The sequence below is a fragment of the Vibrio sp. 10N.247.311.13 genome, from assembly GCF_041467595.1.
In the GTDB taxonomy this organism is placed as follows: Bacteria; Pseudomonadota; Gammaproteobacteria; order Enterobacterales; family Vibrionaceae; genus Vibrio; species Vibrio crassostreae_C.
The window spans coordinates 77,967-99,378 of the sequence record NZ_JBFSUX010000012.1 but is presented as its reverse complement, the minus strand read 5'-3'; the positions used below and the strand labels follow the sequence as shown (position 1 = coordinate 99,378).

The window sequence follows — 21,412 nt, the reverse complement described above, 5'->3', positions numbered from 1 at the left end:
AGGTTGCAGAGAAACAATAACTCATCGAACCTGTGATTTTCACAGGAATCTGAGTTGTAACGTGTGCTATCACACTTCTGATAGCGTTATTTTTTGAGAAATCATGAACGAAGGTAACCCCCCCACTTCTGAGGGAAGTAAAAAATCTGAAGGTCCGAGTAGAAAGTCCTTCTTTGAACGCCTAGGCCAACTATTTCAAGGTGAAGTAAAAGATCGCCAAGAGCTCGTAGATGTAATCCGCGACTCAGAAATTAATGACCTAATTGACCACGACACACGCGACATGCTCGAGGGTGTTATGGAAATTTCAGAGATGCGAGTACGCGATATCATGCTGCCTCGCTCTCAAATGGTTACAGTTGAACGCACAGATGATCTAGATACATTGATTGCGCTCATTACTGATGCTCAACACTCTCGCTACCCAGTGATCAGTGAAGATAAAGACCATGTTGAAGGCATTCTATTAGCGAAGGACCTACTTAAGTATTTGGGTTCAGAAAGTGCTCCATTTGATATCGAACAAGTGATTCGCCCTGTCGTGGTTGTTCCTGAAAGTAAGCGAGTTGATCGCCTGCTTAAGGAGTTCCAAGAAGAGCGTTACCACATGTCTATCGTTGTCGATGAGTTTGGTGGAGTTTCTGGCCTGGTAACCATTGAAGATATCCTCGAAGAAATCGTTGGTGAAATTGAAGACGAGTTCGACGATGAAGAAGAGCTAGATATTCGTAAGCTGAGTAAGCATACCTTCTCTGTAAAAGCTTTAACCACTATTGAAGAGTTCAACGATACGTTTAACACTGCCTTTAGTGACGACGAAGTGGATACGGTAGGCGGCATGGTTATGACAGCACTCGGCCACCTGCCGGTTCGTGGCGAAATTGTAGAAATCGAAAACTACCATTTCAAAATAACATCAGCAGATAACCGTCGTGTGATTCAGCTACAGGTAACCATTCCTGACGAACAGCCTCTTCCGACTATCGAAGAATAACAACTTCTCTCTAAAGAGATGACAGAAATTAGATGACTAATACCTTTATTCATCGCCTATTACGGCCGCTTGCGGCCGTTTTTGTTGGCGCTATAACCACCCTTTCATTCGCTCCATACTCTATATGGCCTCTTGCTATTCTCAGCCCAGCTTTGTTGCTGTTACTGATCCACAACCGCTCTCCTAAAAGTGCGCTTTGGATTGGCTACGCATGGGGTTTAGGTCAATTCACCACAGGTATCAGCTGGGTATACGTCAGCATTGATGGTTTTGGCGGCATGCCACTGGCAGCCAACCTATTTTTGATGGCATTGCTTGTTGGCTACCTAGCCGTTTATTCAGGGCTATTTACCTGGGGTTTGAATAAATTCTTCCCTGCCAATAACCTAAGCCGCTTTTTCCTTGCAGCTCCTGCATTCTGGCTAGTCTGTGATTGGCTGCGTGGCTGGGTAATGACGGGCTTCCCTTGGCTTTGGTTAGGCTACAGCCAAATCGATTCGCCATTGGGTTCATTTGCACCGATTGGCGGCGTAGAGCTAGTAACTTTAGCGATCATTGTTTCAGCCTCTGCATTCACTTATGCGATTGTTAACCGGGCTTGGAGCATCGCTCTCATTCCCGCCGTCGTATTTAGTGCAGGCTTTGGTATTCGCAACATCGACTGGGTCACGCCGAACCCTGAAAAAACCACGTCAGTCGTCTTGATACAAGGCAACGTCGATCAAGACAGTAAATGGCTACCGAGTCATCGCTGGCCAACCATGATGAAGTACACCGACCTAAGCAGAGAAAACTGGGGAGCGGATATCATCATCTGGCCTGAAGCGGCTATTCCAGCATTCGAAGTTGAGATCCCATCTTTCCTACGTAACTTGGATAGCGCAGCGAAGATGAACAACAGTTCGATCATTACCGGTGTGCTGAATCAGTCTGAAGATAAGAAATACTACAACAGTGTTCTTTCTCTCGGTGTGAATCCATACGGTGAGTACAGCTACGATCCAGACGAACGCTACCATAAACACCACCTGTTACCATTTGGTGAGTTTGTGCCGTTTGAAGATATCTTGCGTCCATTAGCACCTTTCTTTAACTTGCCAATGTCATCATTTAGCCGTGGCGACTTTGTTCAACCAAACATAGTGGCAAATGGTCGTCACTTAGCGCCGGCACTGTGTTATGAGATCATCTTTAATGATCAAGTTAGACAGAACGTAACCGACGAGACTGACTTTATTTTAACGCTCTCTAACGATGCGTGGTTTGGTCGTTCGATTGGCCCTCTGCAACATATGGAAATTGCACAGATGCGTGCTCTGGAGCTTGGTAAGCCGGTTATTCGCTCGACCAACAACGGTGTGACGGCAGTTACTGATTACAAAGGCAATATAATCAAGCAAGTGCCTCAGTTTGAAACGGCAGTGTTAAAAGCTGAACTCATTTCAACGGATGGTCAAACGCCTTATCACACAGTAGGTACTTGGCCACTGTATATCTGGGCGATGCTCAGCTTGGTGATTGGTTGGGTAATTAGAAAGCCAAAAAGCTAGATTCGACGAAAAGTGATTTGAGGGTTGACTGATCGGGTCAACCCTTTTTCATTGCTGTGGTTTTGCGTTGATACACTATGGTTCAGAAGCTTACGGTTTAAGGGCTTTACGACTAAACCCTTTAGAACCACATTTAATGCATGGAATGATATTGGTTGGGTGGTTATATTCGGTTTGGTGACCACACTCGTCACATACTAAGGTTCCCAAGCCAATGACTTCACCCGCTTGATACAAGCCTTGGTGTTCTAAGTCTTGGAACAGTTCAACCCATTCCACCTTAGTACGATCAGTAATATCCAACAGCCCTTGCCAAATAGAGTCCGCAATCATCAAATAGAATGGACCGCTTTTACTCTCTTCATAGCTTTCGGAAAACTCTTTTAAGTCCGACTTCACGTAGGCAGAGATCAATGAAAGCTCATCTTTAGTCATATCATTAGCTGCTTTCGCAAACTTGCCCGACGTTTCGATTTTGTTGTTGAGCTCTTCAGGGCTATGCTTCAGCGTTTCAATCACCTCTTCGACGACTTCTTCATAGAGCGCTTTTTTCTTCGGCATAACAACCTCCTTAAGATAACCAACCTTTTAGTGAGCAAACGGATGCGCTGCAATGCACTCCCGCTTACAAACAAATGCAATTCATACTCTTAAGTATAGTTGCCCTGCGAAATTCAGTGAAAATTACACAATCTACTAAGCGGCAACTGCAAGTATGAAGGGTATAACTATTGTTGTACTCAGCTCCTTTAGGTATTCTATGACGATCTGTAAGATTCTGTTCTAACCGAACTCACAAATTCCAAGATAACCGGATACCATCGATGCAAGAACAATATAACCCGCAAGAGATTGAACAAAAGGTTCAACAACACTGGGATAACAGCGAGACTTTCGTTGTAAGTGAAGACCCAAACAAAGAAAAATTCTACTGTCTTTCTATGTTCCCTTACCCAAGTGGCCGACTGCACATGGGTCACGTGCGTAACTACACCATCGGTGATGTGGTATCTCGTTTCCAACGTCTACAAGGCAAAAACGTAATGCAGCCAATTGGTTGGGATGCATTCGGCCTACCTGCAGAAAACGCCGCTGTTAAAAACAATACAGCACCTGCACCATGGACTTACGAAAACATTGAGTACATGAAGAACCAGCTTAAGCTTCTAGGCTTTGGTTACGACTGGAACCGTGAATTCGCAACGTGTACTCCAGAGTACTACCGTTGGGAACAAGAGTTCTTCACTAAGCTTTACGAAAAAGGCCTGGTTTACAAGAAGACATCTTCAGTGAACTGGTGTCCAAACGACCAAACAGTACTGGCAAATGAGCAAGTAGAAGACGGTTGTTGCTGGCGTTGTGACACTCCAGTAGAGCAAAAGAAAATTCCACAGTGGTTTATTAAAATCACTGAGTACGCTCAAGAGCTACTAGACGATCTAGACAACCTTGAAGGTTGGCCTGAAATGGTTAAGACCATGCAGCGCAACTGGATCGGCCGCTCTGAAGGTGTTGAGCTATCTTTCGCTGTTAACGGCGAAGAAGCACCATTAGAAGTGTACACAACACGTCCAGATACACTAATGGGTGTTTCTTACGTTGGTATCGCTGCAGGTCACCCTCTTGCAGAGAAAGCATCGAAGAACAACCCAGAGCTTGCTGCATTCGTTGAAGAGTGTCGTAACACTAAAGTTGCTGAAGCTGAACTCGCAACGATGGAAAAGAAAGGTATGGATACTGGCCTAACGGCTATCCACCCTCTTAACGGTCGTATTGTTCCTGTATACGTAGCAAACTTCGTACTTATGGATTACGGCACAGGTGCGGTAATGGCGGTTCCTGCTCACGATCAACGTGACTACGAGTTCGCAACTAAGTACGGCATCGATATCATCCCAGTAATCAAACCTGAAGATGGTTCTGAACTAGACGTGTCTGAAGCGGCTTACACTGAAAAAGGTGTACTGTTTGATTCTGGTGAATTCGATGGTCTTGCGTTCCAAGAAGCATTCGATGCAATTGCTGCGAAGCTTGAAGCTGAAGGCAAAGGTAAGAAGACAGTAAACTTCCGTCTACGTGACTGGGGTGTATCTCGTCAACGTTACTGGGGCGCTCCAATCCCAATGGTAACCACTGAAGACGGTGAAGTTCACCCAGTACCAGCAGACCAACTGCCAGTCATTCTTCCTGAAGATGTAGTAATGGATGGCGTAACGAGCCCAATCAAGGCTGACAAGTCTTGGGCTGAAACAACATTCAACGGCGAACCCGCTCTACGTGAGACTGACACGTTCGATACGTTTATGGAGTCTTCTTGGTACTACGCACGTTACTGTTCACCGCAAGCAGACGACATTCTAGATCCAGAGAAAGCAAACTACTGGCTACCAGTTGACCAATACGTTGGTGGTATCGAGCACGCTTGTATGCACCTGCTTTACTCTCGTTTCTTCCATAAGCTTCTACGTGATGCTGGCTACGTGACGTCTGATGAACCGTTCAAGCAACTACTATGTCAAGGCATGGTTCTGGCTGACGCGTTCTATCACGAAAACGAAAAAGGCACCAAAGAGTGGATTGCACCGACTGACGTAACGGTTGAACGTGACGGTAAAGGTCGCATCGAAAAAGCAGTCGACGATCAAGGTCGTGAAGTTGAACACTCAGGCATGATCAAAATGTCTAAGTCTAAGAACAACGGTATCGACCCACAAGAGATGGTAGACAAGTACGGCGCTGATACAGTACGTCTATTCATGATGTTTGCATCACCTGCAGACATGACGCTTGAGTGGCAAGAGTCTGGCGTTGAAGGGGCTAACCGCTTCCTTAAACGTGTTTGGAAATTGGTTCACGCTCACTCTTCTAAGGGTGCTGCTGAATCTGTTGATGCTTCTGCGCTATCTGGCGACCAAAAAGCACTTCGTCGTGATATCCATAAAACTATCGCGAAAGTAACGGACGATATTGGCCGCCGCCAAACGTTCAACACGGCAATCGCTGCAATCATGGAACTGATGAACAAGCTGGCGAAAGCGCCTCAAGAATCTGTACAAGATCGTGCAATCCTTGATGAAGCGCTAAAAGCGGTAGTACGCATGCTTTACCCAATGACTCCACACATCTCTTACGAAATGTGGATTGCACTTGGTGAATCAAACGTAGACTCAGCAACATGGCCAACTTTCGATGAGAAAGCGCTAGTTGAAGACGAGAAGACTATCGTTGTAATGATCAACGGTAAGCTACGTGCGAAACTAACCGTTGCTGCTGATGCAACAGAAGAGCAAGTTCGCGAGCTTGGTCTAAACGATGAGAACGCTAAGAAGTTCCTAGATGGCTTAACTATCCGTAAAGTTATCTTCGTACCAGGTAAGCTTCTAAACATCGTCGCTAACTAATTTCGTTAGCACAATGCAATTGCTAAAGAATTAACGAACTTAGTTCATCAAAAGCAGTCTGTAGACAGGGTAGCTAATTGCCCTGTCTACTTATTTAAGCGCTTTAGACTTGAGCCTAACCACTCAAACGAACTAAAGCCTTTAAATAAGTATTCTACCTTCATGAGAGCCATCAAATAATGCGCCTGATTTCACTATCTTCATTGAAAGTTACTGTTGTTGTTTTAACCGTCAGCCTATTAAGTGCCTGTGGTTTCCACCTACGTGGTGATTACTCCGTACCAGAAGAACTCAACAAGATCTCCGTAACCAGTTACGACCAATACAGTACGTTTACACGTATGATGAAAGGTCAACTGCGTATGAATGATGTAGAAATTGTGCCACCGGCTGAGAATACACCTAACCTGCATATTATTAGTGAGAGCGTAGGTGAGCGAACTCTGTCTCTATACCAAAACACTCGTGCAGCAGAGAAAGAACTGACATTCCGCGCTTCATACCGCGTAACTGTCCCGGATCTAGGCTCAAAGACGTTCTCAACCAGCGTAACCCGTAGTTACCTAGATAACCCGCTAACTGCACTTGCGAAGTCGGTTGAACGAGACATGATCGAAGATGAGATGCGTAAGTTGGCAACAAGCCAAATCCTTCGTCAGATGGCTCGACTAAAAGCGAACATTGCAGCTGATAGCATGGACCTAGATGCACTAGAGCACGTTCAAGTGAAAGAACTCGAAAAGCAATACAACATCAAGAATGTTGAGATCGTACCAGCTTCAGAAGAACAACCAATACTTAGCGATTCGGCTGAGTAATAGGTTTATTTGATGCGTATTTTTGCTGACCGCTTATCAGAGCAACTTATTAAACAGTTGAGTAATGTTTACCTAATTTTTGGTAACGAACCGCTACTGTTGCAAGAGAGCCGAGAAGCGATTCAAAAGGCTGCAAAACAGCAAGGCTTTGAAGAACGTCACCGCTTTGCGATTGATAGCAGTCTCGACTGGAATCAAGTCTACGACTGCACTCAAGCACTGAGCCTATTCTCTAGCCGTCAGGTCATCGAGCTTGAACTGCCAGAGTCAGGCGTCAATGCCGCAATAGCGAAAGAGCTACTCGCAATCTCCGAGCATATCCACAGTGATATCTTGTTAATCTTGGTGGGCACTAAGCTCACCAAAGCTCAAGAAAGCGCTAAGTGGTTTAAGGCTCTTTCGAATCAGGGTCACTGGGTCAGTTGCCTAACGCCAGATGTCAGTCGGTTACCTCAGTTTGTCCAAGCGCGTTGCCGTCAAATCGGTTTAACGCCAGACCCTGAAGCGATTCAAATGCTGGCGCAATGGCATGAGGGTAATCTATTTGCTCTCACCCAAAGCCTAGAAAAACTGGCTCTCCAATACCCAGATGGAAAACTCACGTTAGTACGCTTAGAAGAATCGCTGAGTCGACACAACCATTTTACTCCATTCCATTGGAGTGATGCGTTATTGGCAGGCAAAGGTAACCGAGCACAACGAATCCTGCGTCAGCTAGAAGCTGAAGGTGTCGAACCCGTCATTTTATTACGTAGCATACAACGAGAGCTTGCTCTGCTATTACAAATGCAGCAACAAATGAAACAGATGCCGATTGGTCAGGTCTTCGAAAAACACCGTATCTGGCAATCTAAAAAGCCTCTTTATAACGCCGCGCTAACAAGAGTTTCGATTTCTCAATTACACTCTTTGTTCGCGTTGCTCACTCAAGCTGAATTGATGACAAAAACTCAATATGAGCAGTCGCCTTGGCCACTAATTCATCAGTTAAGCGTAGAGTTTTGTATCCCTTCAGCTTCAATACCATTCCACGCATAAAAGCGTGTTATATTCTAGGGTCAACAAGCCCTAAACAAAGCTAAATTCAGATTAAAGGAACACCCAGTGTTACGTGAAGAACTAAAAGATTTTCTTGCAGACAAAGCCGACGACATGAAAGCAGAATCGATTGTAACTATCGATGTAGAAGGCAAATCAAGCGTTACTGATTACATGATTGTTTGTACTGGCACCTCTAAACGCCATGTTGCCTCTATTGCACAGCATGTTGCTGATGAAGTGCGTAAAGCGGGTATGCAACCTCTAGGTATGGACGGTCAGCAAGAAGGTGAATGGGTTGTTCTAGATATGGGCACAAGCATGCTTCACGTTATGCAAGAAGAGCATCGTGAGCTGTACCAACTAGAAAAACTTTGGGGCTAAGCTTTGAAGATCCAGTTAATCGCAGTTGGCACAAAAATGCCAAAGTGGGTTGAAGAAGGGTTTCAAGAATACAAACGCCGCTTCCCTCACGATATGCCATTAGAGCTCATTGAAATTACTGCAGGAAAGCGCGGTAAAAATGCAGATATTGCACGCATTCTTCAAAAAGAAGGTGAAGCGATGCTGGCTGCAGTTCCAAAAGGCAACCGTATTGTCACGCTCGATATCCCAGGTAGAAAGTGGGATACACCTCAACTTGCTGAGCAATTAGAAAGTTGGAAGCTGGATGGACGTGACGTATCTATCCTAATTGGCGGGCCTGAAGGATTAGCACCTGCATGTAAAGCGGCCGCAGACCAAAGTTGGTCTCTGTCTGCGCTTACTCTCCCTCACCCATTAGTACGCGTTATCATGGCTGAAAGCTTGTATCGAGCTTGGAGCATCACTGCTAACCACCCTTATCATCGAGAATAAGCGTTAATGTTACGTAAACGTAGCCAAATCCGCGATTACAAAGCAGAAGCACGACTATTTACTAGCCGTGCTTTTGTTGCGTTTGCGGGGATCATAGTCATGATGTCGATGTTGGTTGTTAACCTGTACAACATTCAGGTCAATCAATACCAAGACTATAAAACTCGTTCTAACGACAACCGTATCAAGGTCGTTCCGATCGCCCCTAACCGTGGTTTGATTTACGATCGCAACGGTATACTTCTTGCCGAAAACCGTCCTGTTTTCAATCTAGAAATCATACCCGAAAAAATTAAAGATATGGATGACACGCTTGCTCGTCTGCAAGCATTAATTGAGATCCCGCCAGAGCGTATCGAGCGCTTTAATCGTGATCGTCGTAATTCACGACGCTTTAAATCAGTACCTATTCTTAATCAACTGTCTGAAGAACAAGTTGCCGTCTTCTCTGTAAACCAACACAAATTCCCAGGTGTTGAAGTTACGGGAACTTTGAAGCGTTTCTACCCTTACGGTGATGTGCTCACTCACGTAATAGGCTATGTATCGCGCATCAATGACCGTGATATGCAGCGCTTGATGCGAGAAGAAAAAGACGCCAATTACCAAGCTACACGTGATATCGGTAAGTTGGGTATTGAGCGTTATTACGAAGATATGTTGCACGGTACAGCTGGCTACCAAGAAGTCGAAGTTAACAGTCGTGGACGAGTGATTCGTACCCTCAAATTTGTCCCTTCGGTTCCAGGCAAAGATATCGTACTTAACTTAGATATCAAGCTACAGCTATACGTACATAAGTTACTTGATGGCCGCCGTGGTTCAGCTATCGTTCTCGATCCGAAAGACAATGGCGTGTTAGCCATGGTATCGAGCCCAAGCTACGACCCAAACGCATTCGTGCATGGTATCTCGTCTAAAGGCTATAACGCGCTACTTCAAGACAAAAACCGCCCTTTGGTTAACCGTGCCACGCTAGGGATTTACCCACCAGCATCGACGATCAAACCCTTCATTGCTGTTGCTGCTCTGCAAGAAGGTGTTATTACACCAAACACTACGCGCAATGACCCAGGCTATTGGAAGATACCAAACTCAAAAACGAGACCATTCCGTGACTGGTTGCGTTGGGGACACGGTGTCGTGGATATAGAAAAAGCGATTGAAGAGTCGGTGGATACCTTCTTTTACCAAATTGCTTATGATCTCGGCATTGATCGCATATCCAAATGGATGATGATGTTCGGCTTTGGTGATTATACTGGCATCGATATCTACGAAGAAAGCAAAGCCAATATGCCAACTCGTGATTGGAAGATGGCCAGACACCGTGTGCCTTGGTATCAAGGTGATACTATTCCAGTTGGTATTGGACAGGGCTACTGGACTGCAACACCCATGCAGATTGCAAAAGCCACATCAGTTTTGGTCAATGAAGGTGAAGTAACCGCACCTCACCTACTTCGTTCAACCATTGATAACGGTCGTCCATTCGATGAACAAATCATGTCGGACATTGAAACTTACCCACCGCTAACCGGGGTTAAGAAGAAGTATTGGGATATCGCTCAGGAAGGTATGAGGCTGGCTAACCACGGTAAAAAAGGCACGGCAAGACGTTCATTCCAGAAAATGTCTTACCAAACCGCTGGTAAATCGGGTACCGCGCAGGTATTCGGCTTAAAAGAAGATGAAGAGTACAACGCGGATGAAATCGCAGAGCACTTACGCGATCACGCCCTCTTTACGGGTTACGCGCCTTTTGAAGATCCTGAAGCCGTCGTGACTATCGTTCTAGAGAACGCAGGTGGCGGTTCTTCTAACGGCGGCCCAGTAGTAAGAAGGATTTTAGACCATATTATCCTTGCAGAAGATTATCAAAGTGAGCCAATTAAATAATGAAACTTGATCCTTCAACTGGACGAAATAGAGCCCTATTCGAAAGGCTGCATATCGACCTGCCGCTTTTGCTTGGCATTCTGGTTTTAATGGGCTTTGCCCTGCTGATCATGTACAGCGCAAGCGGACAAAGCCTTGCGATGATGGACCGCCAGGCGATGCGCATGGCTCTGTCTTTAGGTGTGATGATCTTCCTAGCGCAAATCTCACCTCGTACTTATGAAACCTTGGCACCACTGCTATTTGTAGGTGGTGTCATCTTGCTATTGGGCGTGTTGTTCTTTGGTGAAGCCTCTAAAGGCGCCCAGCGTTGGTTAAACTTCGGCTTTGTTCGATTCCAACCGTCAGAGCTATTAAAGCTCGCGGTGCCTTTGATGCTGGCACGATTTATCGGTAAGCGCTCACTTCCACCAACATTCCAAACATTAGCGATCTCGCTAGTGATGGTGTTTGTACCGACGATTCTAATCGCAAAGCAGCCTGACCTAGGTACATCTATCCTTATCGCCGCATCTGGTATCTTCGTGATATTCCTGGCTGGTATCAGTTGGAAAATCATTGCTAGCGCCGCAATCGCATTAGGGGCATTTATCCCAATCCTATGGTTCTTCTTGATGCGTGAATATCAAAAGGTACGTGTAAGAACCCTCTTTGATCCTGAATCAGATCCATTAGGTGCGGGTTACCACATCATTCAAAGTAAGATTGCGATAGGTTCGGGTGGTATATCAGGAAAAGGTTGGCTGCAAGGCACTCAATCTCAATTAGAATTCATTCCAGAGCGCCACACCGACTTCATTTTTGCGGTCATCGCCGAAGAGTGGGGCATGATTGGTATCTTGTTCTTGCTTGCTATCTACCTGTTTATTATTGGACGTGGCTTAGTGCTTGCGAGCCAAGCTCAAACCGCATTCGGTCGAATGATGGGCGGCAGTATTGTACTGAGCTTCTTCGTTTATATTTTTGTAAACATTGGCATGGTAAGTGGCATTCTACCTGTGGTTGGTGTTCCTCTTCCTTTAGTCAGTTATGGTGGTACTTCAATGGTTACCCTTATGGCTGGTTTTGGTATTTTAATGTCGATCCATACACACAGAAAAGCATTCTCAAAGGCGACCTAATCGATGTCTATTACAACGTTTCCAAAAAAAGCATCCTTGGTTGATGAGCTGCCAATCAAAAAAATAGCCTCTATCTTAGGGCTAGCGATTTTAATCAATGGTTGTTCTTCAAAGCAGCCAACAGGCCGCTACGATATTGATTCAGATATTGCACCAGACGCACCTATCTCAGTAGAGCATCTCGAGGATGCTCACCCTCAGTATGAACCTTATAGTTTAGGTGGTAACACGGATTACACTTTACGTGGCGAAGACTACAAGATCGTAAAGAAGACCGAAGGGTTTACTGAGAAAGGCAAAGCCTCTTGGTACGGTAAGAAATTTCATGGTCACTTAACGTCTAACGGCGAGATCTATGACATGTATTCGATGTCTGCGGCGCACAAAACATTGCCAATTCCAAGCTATGTAAAAGTGACGAATACTGACAACAACAAAACGACAATTGTTCGTATCAATGACCGCGGCCCATTCCATGAAGGCCGAATCATTGACCTTAGTTATGCGGCAGCTTACAAGCTCGATGTGTTGAGAACCGGCACGGCAAATGTTGAGATTGAAGTCATTACTGTGGCTATGCCAACCGACGCAAATAAAAAGGCTGCTTTACCGCAATTTATTATTCAAGTCGCAACATCTCCACATGAAGATAGGACCGAAAAGTTAGCGAAAGATCTAGCCGAAAAGCTAGAAGTAGCAACGTTCTTGCAGCCAAATGATGACAACTACCGTCTGATGATTGGGCCATTTCATGACTATGCTCTGACTCAAGAGAAATTAGAACAAGTTAAGCTAATGGGTTACCCGTCAGCTTATATAAAAAAACACACCCTAACTCGCTAATTAATCTAACAGTTACTTCTGGTAATCAGCGCTCTGGTGTGACAGAGTGATTCTGTTAATATATGAATAGTTCACCAAATAATTGCATTTAAAATGATTAAATCTAATAAACTTGTTAAATCGATTTTTGCTACTTCTGTTGCTCTTTCTGCAACGATAGCTACATCGTCATTCGCCGCTCCTATTGTTGTTCCTGATGCTCCTCAAATCGCCGCTAAAGGTTTTGTTCTGATGGATTACCATTCAGGCAAAGTACTAGCAGAGAAAGAGATGAATACTCAGCTTTCTCCAGCAAGTTTAACCAAGATGATGACGAGCTACGTGATCGGCCAAGAGCTCGACCGTGGCAACATCAACCTAAACGACGATGTTGTAATCAGTGAAAATGCTTGGGCTAAAAACTTCCCAGATTCATCTAAGATGTTCGTTGAAGTGGGCACTACGGTTAAAGTTGAAGAATTAAACCGCGGTATCATCATTCAATCAGGTAACGACGCATGTGTTGCTATGGCTGAACACATCGCTGGCTCTGAAGATGCATTCGTTGACCTAATGAACGCTTGGGCAAGCTCTATCGGCATGAAAGACACGCACTTTGCTAACGTGCACGGTCTAGACAACCCGAACCTATACTCAACGCCTTACGATATGGCGCTACTTGGTCAGGCGCTGATTCGCGACGTACCAGACGAGTACCGTATCTACTCAGAGAAGAAATTCACATACAACGGCATCACCCAATACAACCGTAACGGTCTGTTATGGGATAAGAGCATGAACGTTGATGGCATCAAAACGGGCCACACAAGCAATGCAGGTTACAGCCTAGTAAGCTCAGCGACAGAAGGCAAAATGCGCCTAGTGGCTGTAGTTATGGGTACCAAGAATGCGAATGCTCGTAAAACAGAAAGCAAAAAACTGCTTAGCTACGGCTTCCGCTTCTTTGAAACAGTGGCACCACACACAGCCGGTGAAACCTTCGTAGAAGAGAAGATCTGGATGGGTAGCAAGGACACAGTTGCACTGGGTGTCGACGAAGATACTTTCGTAACGCTACCTCGTGGTCAAGCTAAGAACCTGAAGGCAAGCTTCGTTCTTGAGAAAGAGCTAGAAGCGCCAATCAGCAAAGGCGATGTAGTTGGTAAACTATTCTACCAAGTAGACGGTGAAGACGTTGCTGAATACCCACTACTAGCACTTGAAGATGTAGACCAAGGCAGCCTATTCAGCCGTCTATGGGACTACCTAGTTCTTCTGTTCAAGGGTTTATTCTAAACAAGCAAAAGGTTTGTTCTAGGTAAAACCCAAGCTTGTTGTATAGCTAACCTAATGAGTAAGTTCATGATTTACTCATTAGCGAACCAAAAGCCGCCATGTGCGGCTTTTGTTGATCTTGAGTTCGGTGATATTTACACGTAATATTCCGCCTTATTACTCGTGTCTGTTGACCGAACACGCTTTTTATCGACATTTCGCCAATTTGCGAGAGTCTAGCCTTTTGGAGCTAATCATGAACATCAATTCTGATGCAAAACTAAAAGACCTCTTAGAGTTCCCTTGTTCATTCACTTACAAAGTAATGGGCCACGCTAAGCCAGAACTGACTGAGCTAGTACTAGAAGTGATCCAGCGTCATGCTCCTGGTGACTACAGCCCAACGCTAAAACCAAGTGCGAAAGGTAACTACCACTCTGTTTCTATCAATATTACTGCGACTTCAATTGAGCAAGTAGAAACTCTTTATAAAGAACTGGGCGAGATCGAAATCGTTCGTATGGTTCTGTAATCTCCGATTACACATGAAAAACAGCGGCTTATTGCCGCTGTTTTTGTTTAAAGCGCCCTATCTAGCTCAAATTCATTCAACTTAATTTTCAATAAATACAAAGAAAGTTGAAAAACCTTGCAGTCCGTCTGTAGTTAGAATCATGTTTCGCGTTTATAATGCGTTCACTTTATTAATCCTTGAGGGAGTGCAGCTTTGCAAAATAAGCTAATCGTAAAAAAATTAGGCCGTCAGGATTACGAACCTGTATGGAAAGCCATGCATAAGTTCACAGACGAACGCACGGAAGAAGACCTAGACCAAGTTTGGTTGGTTGAACACAACCCTGTCTTCACTCAAGGACAAGCAGGCAAAGCTGAGCATGTATTAAATGCCGGTGATATCCCTGTAATACAAAGCGATCGCGGTGGCCAAGTGACTTACCACGGCCCAGGCCAATTAGTGGCTTACTTTCTGATTAACATCCGCCGCAAGAAATTCGGAGTACGTGATTTGGTTACTCATATCGAGAACCTCGTAATCAATACTCTGAAAGCTTACAATATAGATTCAGCTGCCCGACCTGACGCTCCTGGTGTTTATGTCGATGGCAAGAAAATCTGTTCACTTGGATTACGTATTCGACGTGGCTGCTCGTTCCACGGGTTAGCACTCAACGTCGATATGGACCTGTCTCCATTCCTACGTATTAACCCATGTGGTTACCAAGGTATGGAAATGGCGCAGGTAAGCCAACTCGGCGGACCAAGTGAACTAGAAAACGTTGAGCAACAGTTAATACAAGAGCTCGTAGAGCTACTCGGCTATGACCAAGTAGACATTCAAGCCACCAGTAACATTACAGCAGAAGCATAAAATCATGAGCAAACCAATCCAAATGGAAAAAGGCGTTAAATATCGTGACGCTGACAAAATGGCATTAATTCCCGTAAAGAATATGCCTGCTGAACAGAAAGAAGTTCTACGTAAGCCTGAATGGATGAAGATTAAACTTCCTTCAGACAGCCATCGTATTCAAGAAATCAAATCAGCAATGCGTAAAAACAACCTGCACTCAGTTTGTGAAGAAGCGTCTTGCCCTAACCTAGCCGAGTGTTTCAACCACGGTACGGCAACGTTTATGATTCTTGGCGCTATCTGTACTCGTCGCTGCCCGTTCTGTGATGTTGCCCATGGTCGTCCTGTTGCTCCTGAAGCTGAAGAGCCGAAGAAACTGGCTAAAACAATTCAAGACATGAAACTGAAGTACGTTGTAATCACTTCAGTTGACCGTGATGACTTGCGTGACGGCGGTGCTCAGCACTTTGCTGACTGTAACCGTGAGATTCGCGAACTCAACCCAAATATTCGTATCGAAACACTGGTTCCAGACTTCCGCGGTCGTATGGACGTTGCGCTTGACCTAATGAAAGACAACCCGCCAGATGTTTTCAACCACAACCTAGAGACAGCGCCACGTCTATACCGTAAAGCGCGTCCAGGTGCGAACTACAAGTGGTCTCTTGATCTACTGAAGAAATTCAAAGAGCAGCACCCTGATATCCCAACAAAATCAGGTGTGATGATGGGTCTTGGCGAGACAAAAGAAGAGATCGTTCAAGTACTGAAAGACCTTCGCGAACATGGTGTGACTATGCTGACACTAGGTCAATACCTAGCACCAAGCCGTCACCACTTACCAGTAGAACGCTACGTGCCGCCTTCTGAGTTCGATGAGCTGAAAGAGATTGCTCTAGAGCTAGGCTTTACTCACGCAGCGTGTGGCCCGTTTGTACGTTCTTCTTACCATGCGGACTTGCAAGCTCAAGGTATGGAAATTAAGTAATCACGATTGCTTAACGAACAATGCAAAGGCGCTGAATATTATGTTCAGCGCCTTTTTTCTATCTTGTTCGTGCCGCTATAGCTTTATATTTCGTGCCACTAAGCTTTATATAAAAACAACAAAGCCACTCTTTATGAGTGGCTTTGTGCTTAATATTTCAAGTTCAGAGGAGGTAATTTCAAAAAGCCCAGATAGGGTTCTGCATTAACCGAAAGATGCCCAGATAACCGTTGCTACCAAAATTGGGCACACAAACTTCACATACATTGGCCAAACCTTACCAAACCAACCAAGTTGAAAATCAGGACTGCCTTGTTCAAGCTCTTTCACTTTTGAAGCTCGGCTCCATACCCAACCACCAAACACACAGAACATCAGTGCAGCGACTGGTTGAAGATACTGAGTTGCAATCATCGCTACCATGCCAAACATCGCAGCAAAGTTGTAAACAATCACCACACTAAACAGCGCGATAGCACCACCAATCACCCAGCTTGTTGGCGTTCGTCTAGTATTGAAACGCTCACTCACTAGCGCAACCGGGCCTTCAAGCATCGAAATCGAAGAAGTCAGTGCAGCAATCGTTAGTAGTAAAAAGAACACAATCGCAAAGATCTGTCCAAGCACACCTAAACTATCAAACATCAACGGCAAAACCGTGAATACTAGAGTGTCAGAGCTTAATAGTGAGCCGTCTTCAGCGTAGATTTGAACGCCTTTTTGCATCGCAACAAACATTGCTGGCATCACCACTAATCCAGCAATAAAAGCGACAGCAGTATCCACCAGAGTTACGTTCATCGCCATTTTTGGTAGGTTCTCTTTCTTGCTTAAGTAAGAGCCATAAACCAACATCGAGCAACCGCCAATAGTGAGTGAGAAGAACCCCTGTCCCATTGCCGCCAGAATCAGTTTTCTATCCCACACTTTCTCAAAGTCTGGAATAAGGTAATGTTTTAGGCCTTCCATCGCGCCAGATTGCGTCATGATGTAAACAAACAATAAGCCAAATAAAACAAACAGCGCAGGCATCAAACGAGTCGACCATTTCTCGATGCCTTGCTTAACACCGCCCTGCACAATCAAGATAGTCAGTACATAGAACGCGACGGTACCAAATACGTTGCGCTCAACACTGAAGCCCTTAAACCAATCAGCAATCGCTTCTAGGCCGATAAGATCCGCGACCGCACCAATTAGGAAACAGATCAACCAGCCAGCAACAATACTGTAAAACGCCAACACTGCGCTTGGTACACTCAGTCCAACCCAACCGACAAACTCACCGACTTTCTTACCCAAAGGGTTTGTCGTCAAAGATCGCATGCTATCAACTGGGTTTGCTTGGCCGTGACGGCCTATAGCCATCTCAACCACCAACATAGGGAAAGCAACCACGAAGATCATGATCAAATAGACTAAAAGGAAAGCGCCACCACCGTTGCTAGCAACTTGAGTCGGGAAACCCCAAATATTACCCAAGCCAACCGCTGCACCAGCCGCTGCTAAAATAAAACCTAAACGAGAGCTAAAGTGCTCTCTTGAAGAGGAAGATTGTTGGTCCATATCGCCCGCATTAAAAATCAGTGAACTAGTTGAGAAGTACAGTAATAAAAAGCAATGATAGGCACAACCAATAAATGAACAATTCTCTGATTTTTACAATCAATGCGCTATTTAGAACAACAAAATTAACAAAAAACCAGTCTTATCGTTCAATTATAAGCAACAAAGCGAAGCAGTAGGCTTAAGAAGGAAATGGATTGAATTGAGATAAATACTCGCCGTGTGGTTCCATTTATACAAACAAAAAGAGCACCGACCGGTGCTCTTACTATTCATCACTAGACTCGAATTAAATTGTGAAGACTTGGTAATCTTTTAAGTTCGGAATGATTTCATGCAGTTCTTGCTCTTGTTCTGCCATCTCATCAAGTGAATCACAGAACTCATTCGCTTCCTCCTGTACTTGTTGAGAGTGTTCTTTCATTCGCTCTTCAACTTTCAGCTTTAATTCAGCCATACTGTCAGCCAGTTCAGTCAGGTTTAGGCCACCGTCTTGTTTCATTTTTTCTGACATCGCATTAAAAGCGCTAGAGATAAATTCTTGGTTAAAGATTTCTTTCGCCTTCTCGAAATCTTCAGACCAGCCATTGGCCATCGAATCAAAGCTTTCTGCAGGCAACACTAATTCGCCATCTTTGTAATAACGCGCTTCCAGTTCTGCAAAGTAGGTTTTCATTGATTCTTTTACATTATCAAATGACTCAGGTGAATCCAGGCTAGCCGCGATATCATCAATCACGTCATTGGCTAACGCTAAGCTATCGTTGGCCATTTGTTTCGCTCGAGGTAAGTACTCACTCATGTTTTCGCGATATTTCTCAATCGCCGCTTGTTGGTCGGCATCAAGCTCAACCTTCTCACCATGAATATAGAGGTCGTTGTTATCATCAAAAACGGCCGTATCACCATTCACTTGATGGATTTCGACTTTTTGGTCATCAATTCGTAGTTCATTCTTCAAATCAACTCGACACTGAGCAGCAAACGTTGGCAAGCTCACAACAGCGATAACCGCTGTTAGTGATGCAATTAATACATTGTTTTTCATAACATCCTCTCATCAATCTGACAGATTACTATACCCTTGGTATATGCTCCTTTGTCAGAGAAACGTTTTATATCTATTAGTCAGTTAGTTAGTCGATAGAGATAACTTCGTAGCAAAACTGTTTATCTGCGACCTTAAACTCAATCTCATCACCAACTTCTTTACCCATTAGAGCCTGGCCAAAAGGTGCATTTGCCGTCACGATGGCAATCTCATTCTCATTCCACGTGACAGAAAGTCCGCCGACTCTCGGCCCCATAAAAAAGTGTTTATATTGATCATGCTCGTCAATGACCACAACGTAACTGCTCACCGTAACCTTCTCACTATCACGCAACACTAAGTTACGATAACACTGAATATCGTCTTCACACTCTTGTACCCTCACCGCTTGACCATGGGCGAGATACGAAGCTTCTAATGCCAATGTATCGTACTTATGTTCAGGCACTGTCTCTTCATCTGTCGCAGCATCAATAGCGCGTTGAGTAGCAGATTGTGCGATACGTAATCGGGATTCAAGTTGCTCTATGATTATTTGGCGAAGCTCAGACTTATTCATACTATTGGGGTGCTTTTCTATAGGAGCTACAGAATAGAATTAGGTACAATCAGGTGCAAGACATTTGATTCATCAAGCGACGCTATCATGAATGGGCGCCCGCTTTAGCATCAATACGACACTTAATAACTCAGGTAGAACATAAATGATTGAGCAGAAGCTAAAACAAGTATTCGGATTCGACTCACTGCGCAATGGGCAAAAGCAAGTCATTGATAACGTTCTATCTGGTCACTCGACTGCCGCGATATTCCCGACAGGCTCAGGTAAATCGCTGTGCTATCAATTACCAGCATTAGAGTTACCGCACTTAACCTTGGTGATATCGCCACTGTTAGCCTTGATGAAAGACCAACTCGCTTTCCTGCACAGTAAAGGCATTAGCGCAGCGGCAATCGAATCAAGCCAAGACCGACAAACCACACAACAGGTTATGCAGTCAGTGCGTAACGGTGACACCAAGATCCTCATGATCTCCGTCGAGCGCTTGAAGAACGAACGCTTTCGTCAGTTTATCTCCCAAGTGTCGATCTCACTGCTTGTGGTCGATGAAGCGCACTGTATTTCAGAATGGGGACACAACTTCAGACCCGACTACCTGAAGCTTCCTCAATACCAAAAACAGCTCAATATTCCTCAGGTTCTACTACTGACAGCCACTGCGACTACAGCGGTTATCCAAGATATGAAGTCAAAGTTTGAAATTGATGAGGAGCGCGTTGTGGTTACGGGTTTCTATCGTCAAAATCTCGATCTGTCGATTCAACCTTGTGAACAAACCAGTAAGCTAGAAACCTTATGCAATGTGGTTAACCAAGCTTCTCTCGCTCCGACTATTGTTTATGTCACCCTTCAACAAACGGCAGAGATGGTGGCTCAGCAGCTTCGCAATGCTGGCGTTAATGCAGTGGCTTACCATGCGGGTCTTAAGCCTGAAAATAGAGATGCTATTCAACACCAATTCATGAATGATGACGTGAGCTGTATCGTCGCAACTATCGCGTTTGGTATGGGCGTGGATAAGTCCAACATTCGCCGAGTGATTCACTTTGACTTACCAAAATCGAACGAAAACTACTCACAAGAGATCGGCAGAGCTGGTCGAGATGGGCAAGCGTCTGAATGTATTTTACTGGCTAACAAACACGGTTTAAGCACACTCGAGAACTTCGTTTTTGGTGATACGCCAGACAACATATCGATCCAAGCGGTATTAAAAGAGATCTACGAAAATCAAAACATTGGCGCTTCTGGCTCGAATCAATGGGAGATCATGCTTAATCAACTATCACGTGAATCCAACATTCGTCAGTTACCGCTAAAAACACTACTGGTGTATCTCGAAATTGAAGGTGTGATTGAGCCCAAGTACAGCTACTTCGCAGACTACAAATTTAAGTTCATTCGTCCGAAACAGCAGATCACAGAGCAATTTCAAAGTGAACGTCGTCAATTTGTCGAAGCGATTTTCCAATGCTCTCCTCAAGCAAGAGTGTGGTGCCAAGTCGACTTCGATGCGCTTTGGACACACTTCCAAGCCGATCGTCAGCGTGTGATTGCGGCTATCGACTACTTCAATGAACAAGGTTGGATTGAACTAGAAAGCAAGCAGATCACCGATGTCTACGCGATCCACAATACTTCTGAAGATATGATGCAACTGTCAGAGCGTCTAACTGAGTTGTTTAAAGCAAAAGAAAACAGCGAGATAAACCGCCTTAACCAAATGCTGAATTTCTTTGAGGCGGATACTTGCCTAAGCTCACGCCTTGCGAGTTATTTTGCCGATGATAAAGCACCAACAAACTGCGGTCACTGCTCTGTATGTCGAGGAGAAGTGGCAATCTTACCAACCGTTGATGTTGAACCTATCGATGATGAGACGGTGATGACATGGATACATGAGTTTATTTCGGCTAGCCAACAACTGATTACCGACGAGGCAATTACTCGCTTCTTATGTGGAATCGCCACCCCGCTTTCAACCAAACTCAAAGCCAGTAAAATGGTCGGTTACGGCAAGCTAGAGCAGCAACCGTTCAGTGATACCTTAGCGCGAGTAAAACAACTTCCTAGGTAATTCTTACTTATAAAAAACCGACT

Annotated in this window: 19 protein-coding genes; 15 read left to right on the top strand and 4 right to left on the bottom strand. The window is 44.7% G+C overall.

The genetic code is table 11. From position 1 onward, the window contains the following. The first annotated feature begins 103 nt into the window (after window positions 1–103). Together corC and lnt are read left to right on the top strand one after the other, a co-directional pair. Window positions 104–994: a CNNM family magnesium/cobalt transport protein CorC gene (gene corC / locus AB6E52_RS07810; protein WP_012603382.1), complete on the top strand. Its 891-nt coding sequence runs from the start codon at window positions 104–106 to the stop codon at window positions 992–994. Window positions 995–1,026: 32 nt separating this feature from the next. Continuing rightward, complete coding sequence (lnt, locus tag AB6E52_RS07805) at window positions 1,027–2,544, top strand: apolipoprotein N-acyltransferase (protein ID WP_017064170.1); 1,518 nt, start codon at window positions 1,027–1,029, stop codon at window positions 2,542–2,544. 90 nt (window positions 2,545–2,634) lie between these two features. Here lnt and AB6E52_RS07800 read toward each other — a convergent pair whose 3' ends face one another. Further along, entirely contained in the window at window positions 2,635–3,105 is a 471-nt protein-coding gene (locus tag AB6E52_RS07800) for a zinc ribbon-containing protein (RefSeq protein ID WP_017062329.1), read from the bottom strand. 263 nt (window positions 3,106–3,368) lie between these two features. Here AB6E52_RS07800 and leuS point away from each other — a divergent pair, with 263 nt between their 5' ends. The 12 genes from leuS to lipA all read left to right on the top strand — a co-directional run bounded on the left by leuS (window position 3,369) and on the right by lipA (window position 16,133). Then, a complete protein-coding gene (gene leuS, locus AB6E52_RS07795; protein ID WP_102321182.1) occupies window positions 3,369–5,945 on the top strand; it encodes a leucine--tRNA ligase in 2,577 nt (858 codons plus the stop codon). A gap of 179 nt (window positions 5,946–6,124) precedes the next feature. Continuing rightward, complete coding sequence (gene lptE, locus AB6E52_RS07790; protein ID WP_102321181.1) at window positions 6,125–6,763, top strand: LPS assembly lipoprotein LptE; 639 nt, start codon at window positions 6,125–6,127, stop codon at window positions 6,761–6,763. Window positions 6,764–6,775: 12 nt separating this feature from the next. Next, on the top strand, window positions 6,776–7,801 hold the full coding sequence (holA, locus tag AB6E52_RS07785) for a DNA polymerase III subunit delta (RefSeq protein ID WP_017068505.1): 1,026 nt from the start codon (window positions 6,776–6,778) through the stop codon (window positions 7,799–7,801). A gap of 66 nt (window positions 7,802–7,867) precedes the next feature. Further along, the gene (gene rsfS, locus AB6E52_RS07780) at window positions 7,868–8,185 is read left to right on the top strand and encodes a ribosome silencing factor (RefSeq protein WP_004735247.1); all 318 of its coding nucleotides are present in this window, start codon (window positions 7,868–7,870) and stop codon (window positions 8,183–8,185) included. A 3-nt stretch (window positions 8,186–8,188) separates the two neighbouring features. Then, on the top strand, window positions 8,189–8,659 hold the full coding sequence (gene rlmH, locus AB6E52_RS07775) for a 23S rRNA (pseudouridine(1915)-N(3))-methyltransferase RlmH (RefSeq protein WP_017068506.1): 471 nt from the start codon (window positions 8,189–8,191) through the stop codon (window positions 8,657–8,659). Window positions 8,660–8,665: 6 nt separating this feature from the next. Beyond that, window positions 8,666–10,558, top strand: a complete 1,893-nt coding sequence (gene mrdA, locus AB6E52_RS07770) for a penicillin-binding protein 2 (RefSeq protein ID WP_017068507.1) — start codon at window positions 8,666–8,668, stop codon at window positions 10,556–10,558. Then, complete coding sequence (gene rodA / locus AB6E52_RS07765; protein WP_017062334.1) at window positions 10,558–11,679, top strand: rod shape-determining protein RodA; 1,122 nt, start codon at window positions 10,558–10,560, stop codon at window positions 11,677–11,679. Before mrdA ends, rodA begins: the two co-directional genes overlap by 1 nt. Before the next feature lie 3 nt (window positions 11,680–11,682). Beyond that, window positions 11,683–12,522: a septal ring lytic transglycosylase RlpA family protein gene (locus tag AB6E52_RS07760; RefSeq protein WP_136974115.1), complete on the top strand. Its 840-nt coding sequence runs from the start codon at window positions 11,683–11,685 to the stop codon at window positions 12,520–12,522. Between the two features lie 93 nt (window positions 12,523–12,615). Beyond that, the gene (locus AB6E52_RS07755) at window positions 12,616–13,797 is read left to right on the top strand and encodes a serine hydrolase (RefSeq protein WP_017068508.1); all 1,182 of its coding nucleotides are present in this window, start codon (window positions 12,616–12,618) and stop codon (window positions 13,795–13,797) included. 232 nt (window positions 13,798–14,029) lie between these two features. Continuing rightward, window positions 14,030–14,308: a DUF493 family protein YbeD gene (ybeD, locus tag AB6E52_RS07750; protein WP_026084358.1), complete on the top strand. Its 279-nt coding sequence runs from the start codon at window positions 14,030–14,032 to the stop codon at window positions 14,306–14,308. A 195-nt stretch (window positions 14,309–14,503) separates the two neighbouring features. Then, window positions 14,504–15,163, top strand: a complete 660-nt coding sequence (gene lipB / locus AB6E52_RS07745; RefSeq protein WP_017068510.1) for a lipoyl(octanoyl) transferase LipB — start codon at window positions 14,504–14,506, stop codon at window positions 15,161–15,163. Window positions 15,164–15,167: 4 nt separating this feature from the next. Beyond that, on the top strand, window positions 15,168–16,133 hold the full coding sequence (lipA, locus tag AB6E52_RS07740) for a lipoyl synthase (protein WP_017064177.1): 966 nt from the start codon (window positions 15,168–15,170) through the stop codon (window positions 16,131–16,133). Window positions 16,134–16,337: 204 nt separating this feature from the next. Here the strand turns inward: lipA and AB6E52_RS07735 are convergent, their stop codons facing one another. The 3 genes from AB6E52_RS07735 to AB6E52_RS07725 form a co-directional block, all read right to left on the bottom strand. Beyond that, window positions 16,338–17,699, bottom strand: coding sequence for a sodium-dependent transporter (locus tag AB6E52_RS07735; RefSeq protein WP_102320253.1), 1,362 nt, complete (start codon window positions 17,697–17,699; stop codon window positions 16,338–16,340). Window positions 17,700–17,988: 289 nt separating this feature from the next. After that, window positions 17,989–18,747: a YggN family protein gene (locus AB6E52_RS07730; protein ID WP_017059918.1), complete on the bottom strand. Its 759-nt coding sequence runs from the start codon at window positions 18,745–18,747 to the stop codon at window positions 17,989–17,991. Window positions 18,748–18,835: 88 nt separating this feature from the next. Further along, complete coding sequence (locus AB6E52_RS07725; protein WP_017059917.1) at window positions 18,836–19,309, bottom strand: GreA/GreB family elongation factor; 474 nt, start codon at window positions 19,307–19,309, stop codon at window positions 18,836–18,838. A 145-nt stretch (window positions 19,310–19,454) separates the two neighbouring features. Between AB6E52_RS07725 and AB6E52_RS07720 the strand changes: the two genes are divergently transcribed. Beyond that, a complete protein-coding gene (locus tag AB6E52_RS07720) occupies window positions 19,455–21,389 on the top strand; it encodes an ATP-dependent DNA helicase RecQ (protein ID WP_102320252.1) in 1,935 nt (644 codons plus the stop codon). The last annotated feature ends 23 nt before the right edge of the window (window positions 21,390–21,412 follow it).

Coding starts and splice junctions, on each gene's coding strand:
- corC (WP_012603382.1), top strand. CDS start 104: ATGAACGAAGGTAACCCCCCCACTTCTGAGGGAAGTAAAAAATCTGAA.
- lnt (WP_017064170.1), top strand. CDS start 1,027: ATGACTAATACCTTTATTCATCGCCTATTACGGCCGCTTGCGGCCGTT.
- AB6E52_RS07800 (WP_017062329.1), bottom strand. CDS start 3,105: ATGCCGAAGAAAAAAGCGCTCTATGAAGAAGTCGTCGAAGAGGTGATT.
- leuS (WP_102321182.1), top strand. CDS start 3,369: ATGCAAGAACAATATAACCCGCAAGAGATTGAACAAAAGGTTCAACAA.
- lptE (WP_102321181.1), top strand. CDS start 6,125: ATGCGCCTGATTTCACTATCTTCATTGAAAGTTACTGTTGTTGTTTTA.
- holA (WP_017068505.1), top strand. CDS start 6,776: ATGCGTATTTTTGCTGACCGCTTATCAGAGCAACTTATTAAACAGTTG.
- mrdA (WP_017068507.1), top strand. CDS start 8,666: ATGTTACGTAAACGTAGCCAAATCCGCGATTACAAAGCAGAAGCACGA.
- rodA (WP_017062334.1), top strand. CDS start 10,558: ATGAAACTTGATCCTTCAACTGGACGAAATAGAGCCCTATTCGAAAGG.
- AB6E52_RS07760 (WP_136974115.1), top strand. CDS start 11,683: ATGTCTATTACAACGTTTCCAAAAAAAGCATCCTTGGTTGATGAGCTG.
- AB6E52_RS07755 (WP_017068508.1), top strand. CDS start 12,616: ATGATTAAATCTAATAAACTTGTTAAATCGATTTTTGCTACTTCTGTT.
- lipA (WP_017064177.1), top strand. CDS start 15,168: ATGAGCAAACCAATCCAAATGGAAAAAGGCGTTAAATATCGTGACGCT.
- AB6E52_RS07735 (WP_102320253.1), bottom strand. CDS start 17,699: ATGGACCAACAATCTTCCTCTTCAAGAGAGCACTTTAGCTCTCGTTTA.
- AB6E52_RS07730 (WP_017059918.1), bottom strand. CDS start 18,747: ATGAAAAACAATGTATTAATTGCATCACTAACAGCGGTTATCGCTGTT.
- AB6E52_RS07725 (WP_017059917.1), bottom strand. CDS start 19,309: ATGAATAAGTCTGAGCTTCGCCAAATAATCATAGAGCAACTTGAATCC.
- AB6E52_RS07720 (WP_102320252.1), top strand. CDS start 19,455: ATGATTGAGCAGAAGCTAAAACAAGTATTCGGATTCGACTCACTGCGC.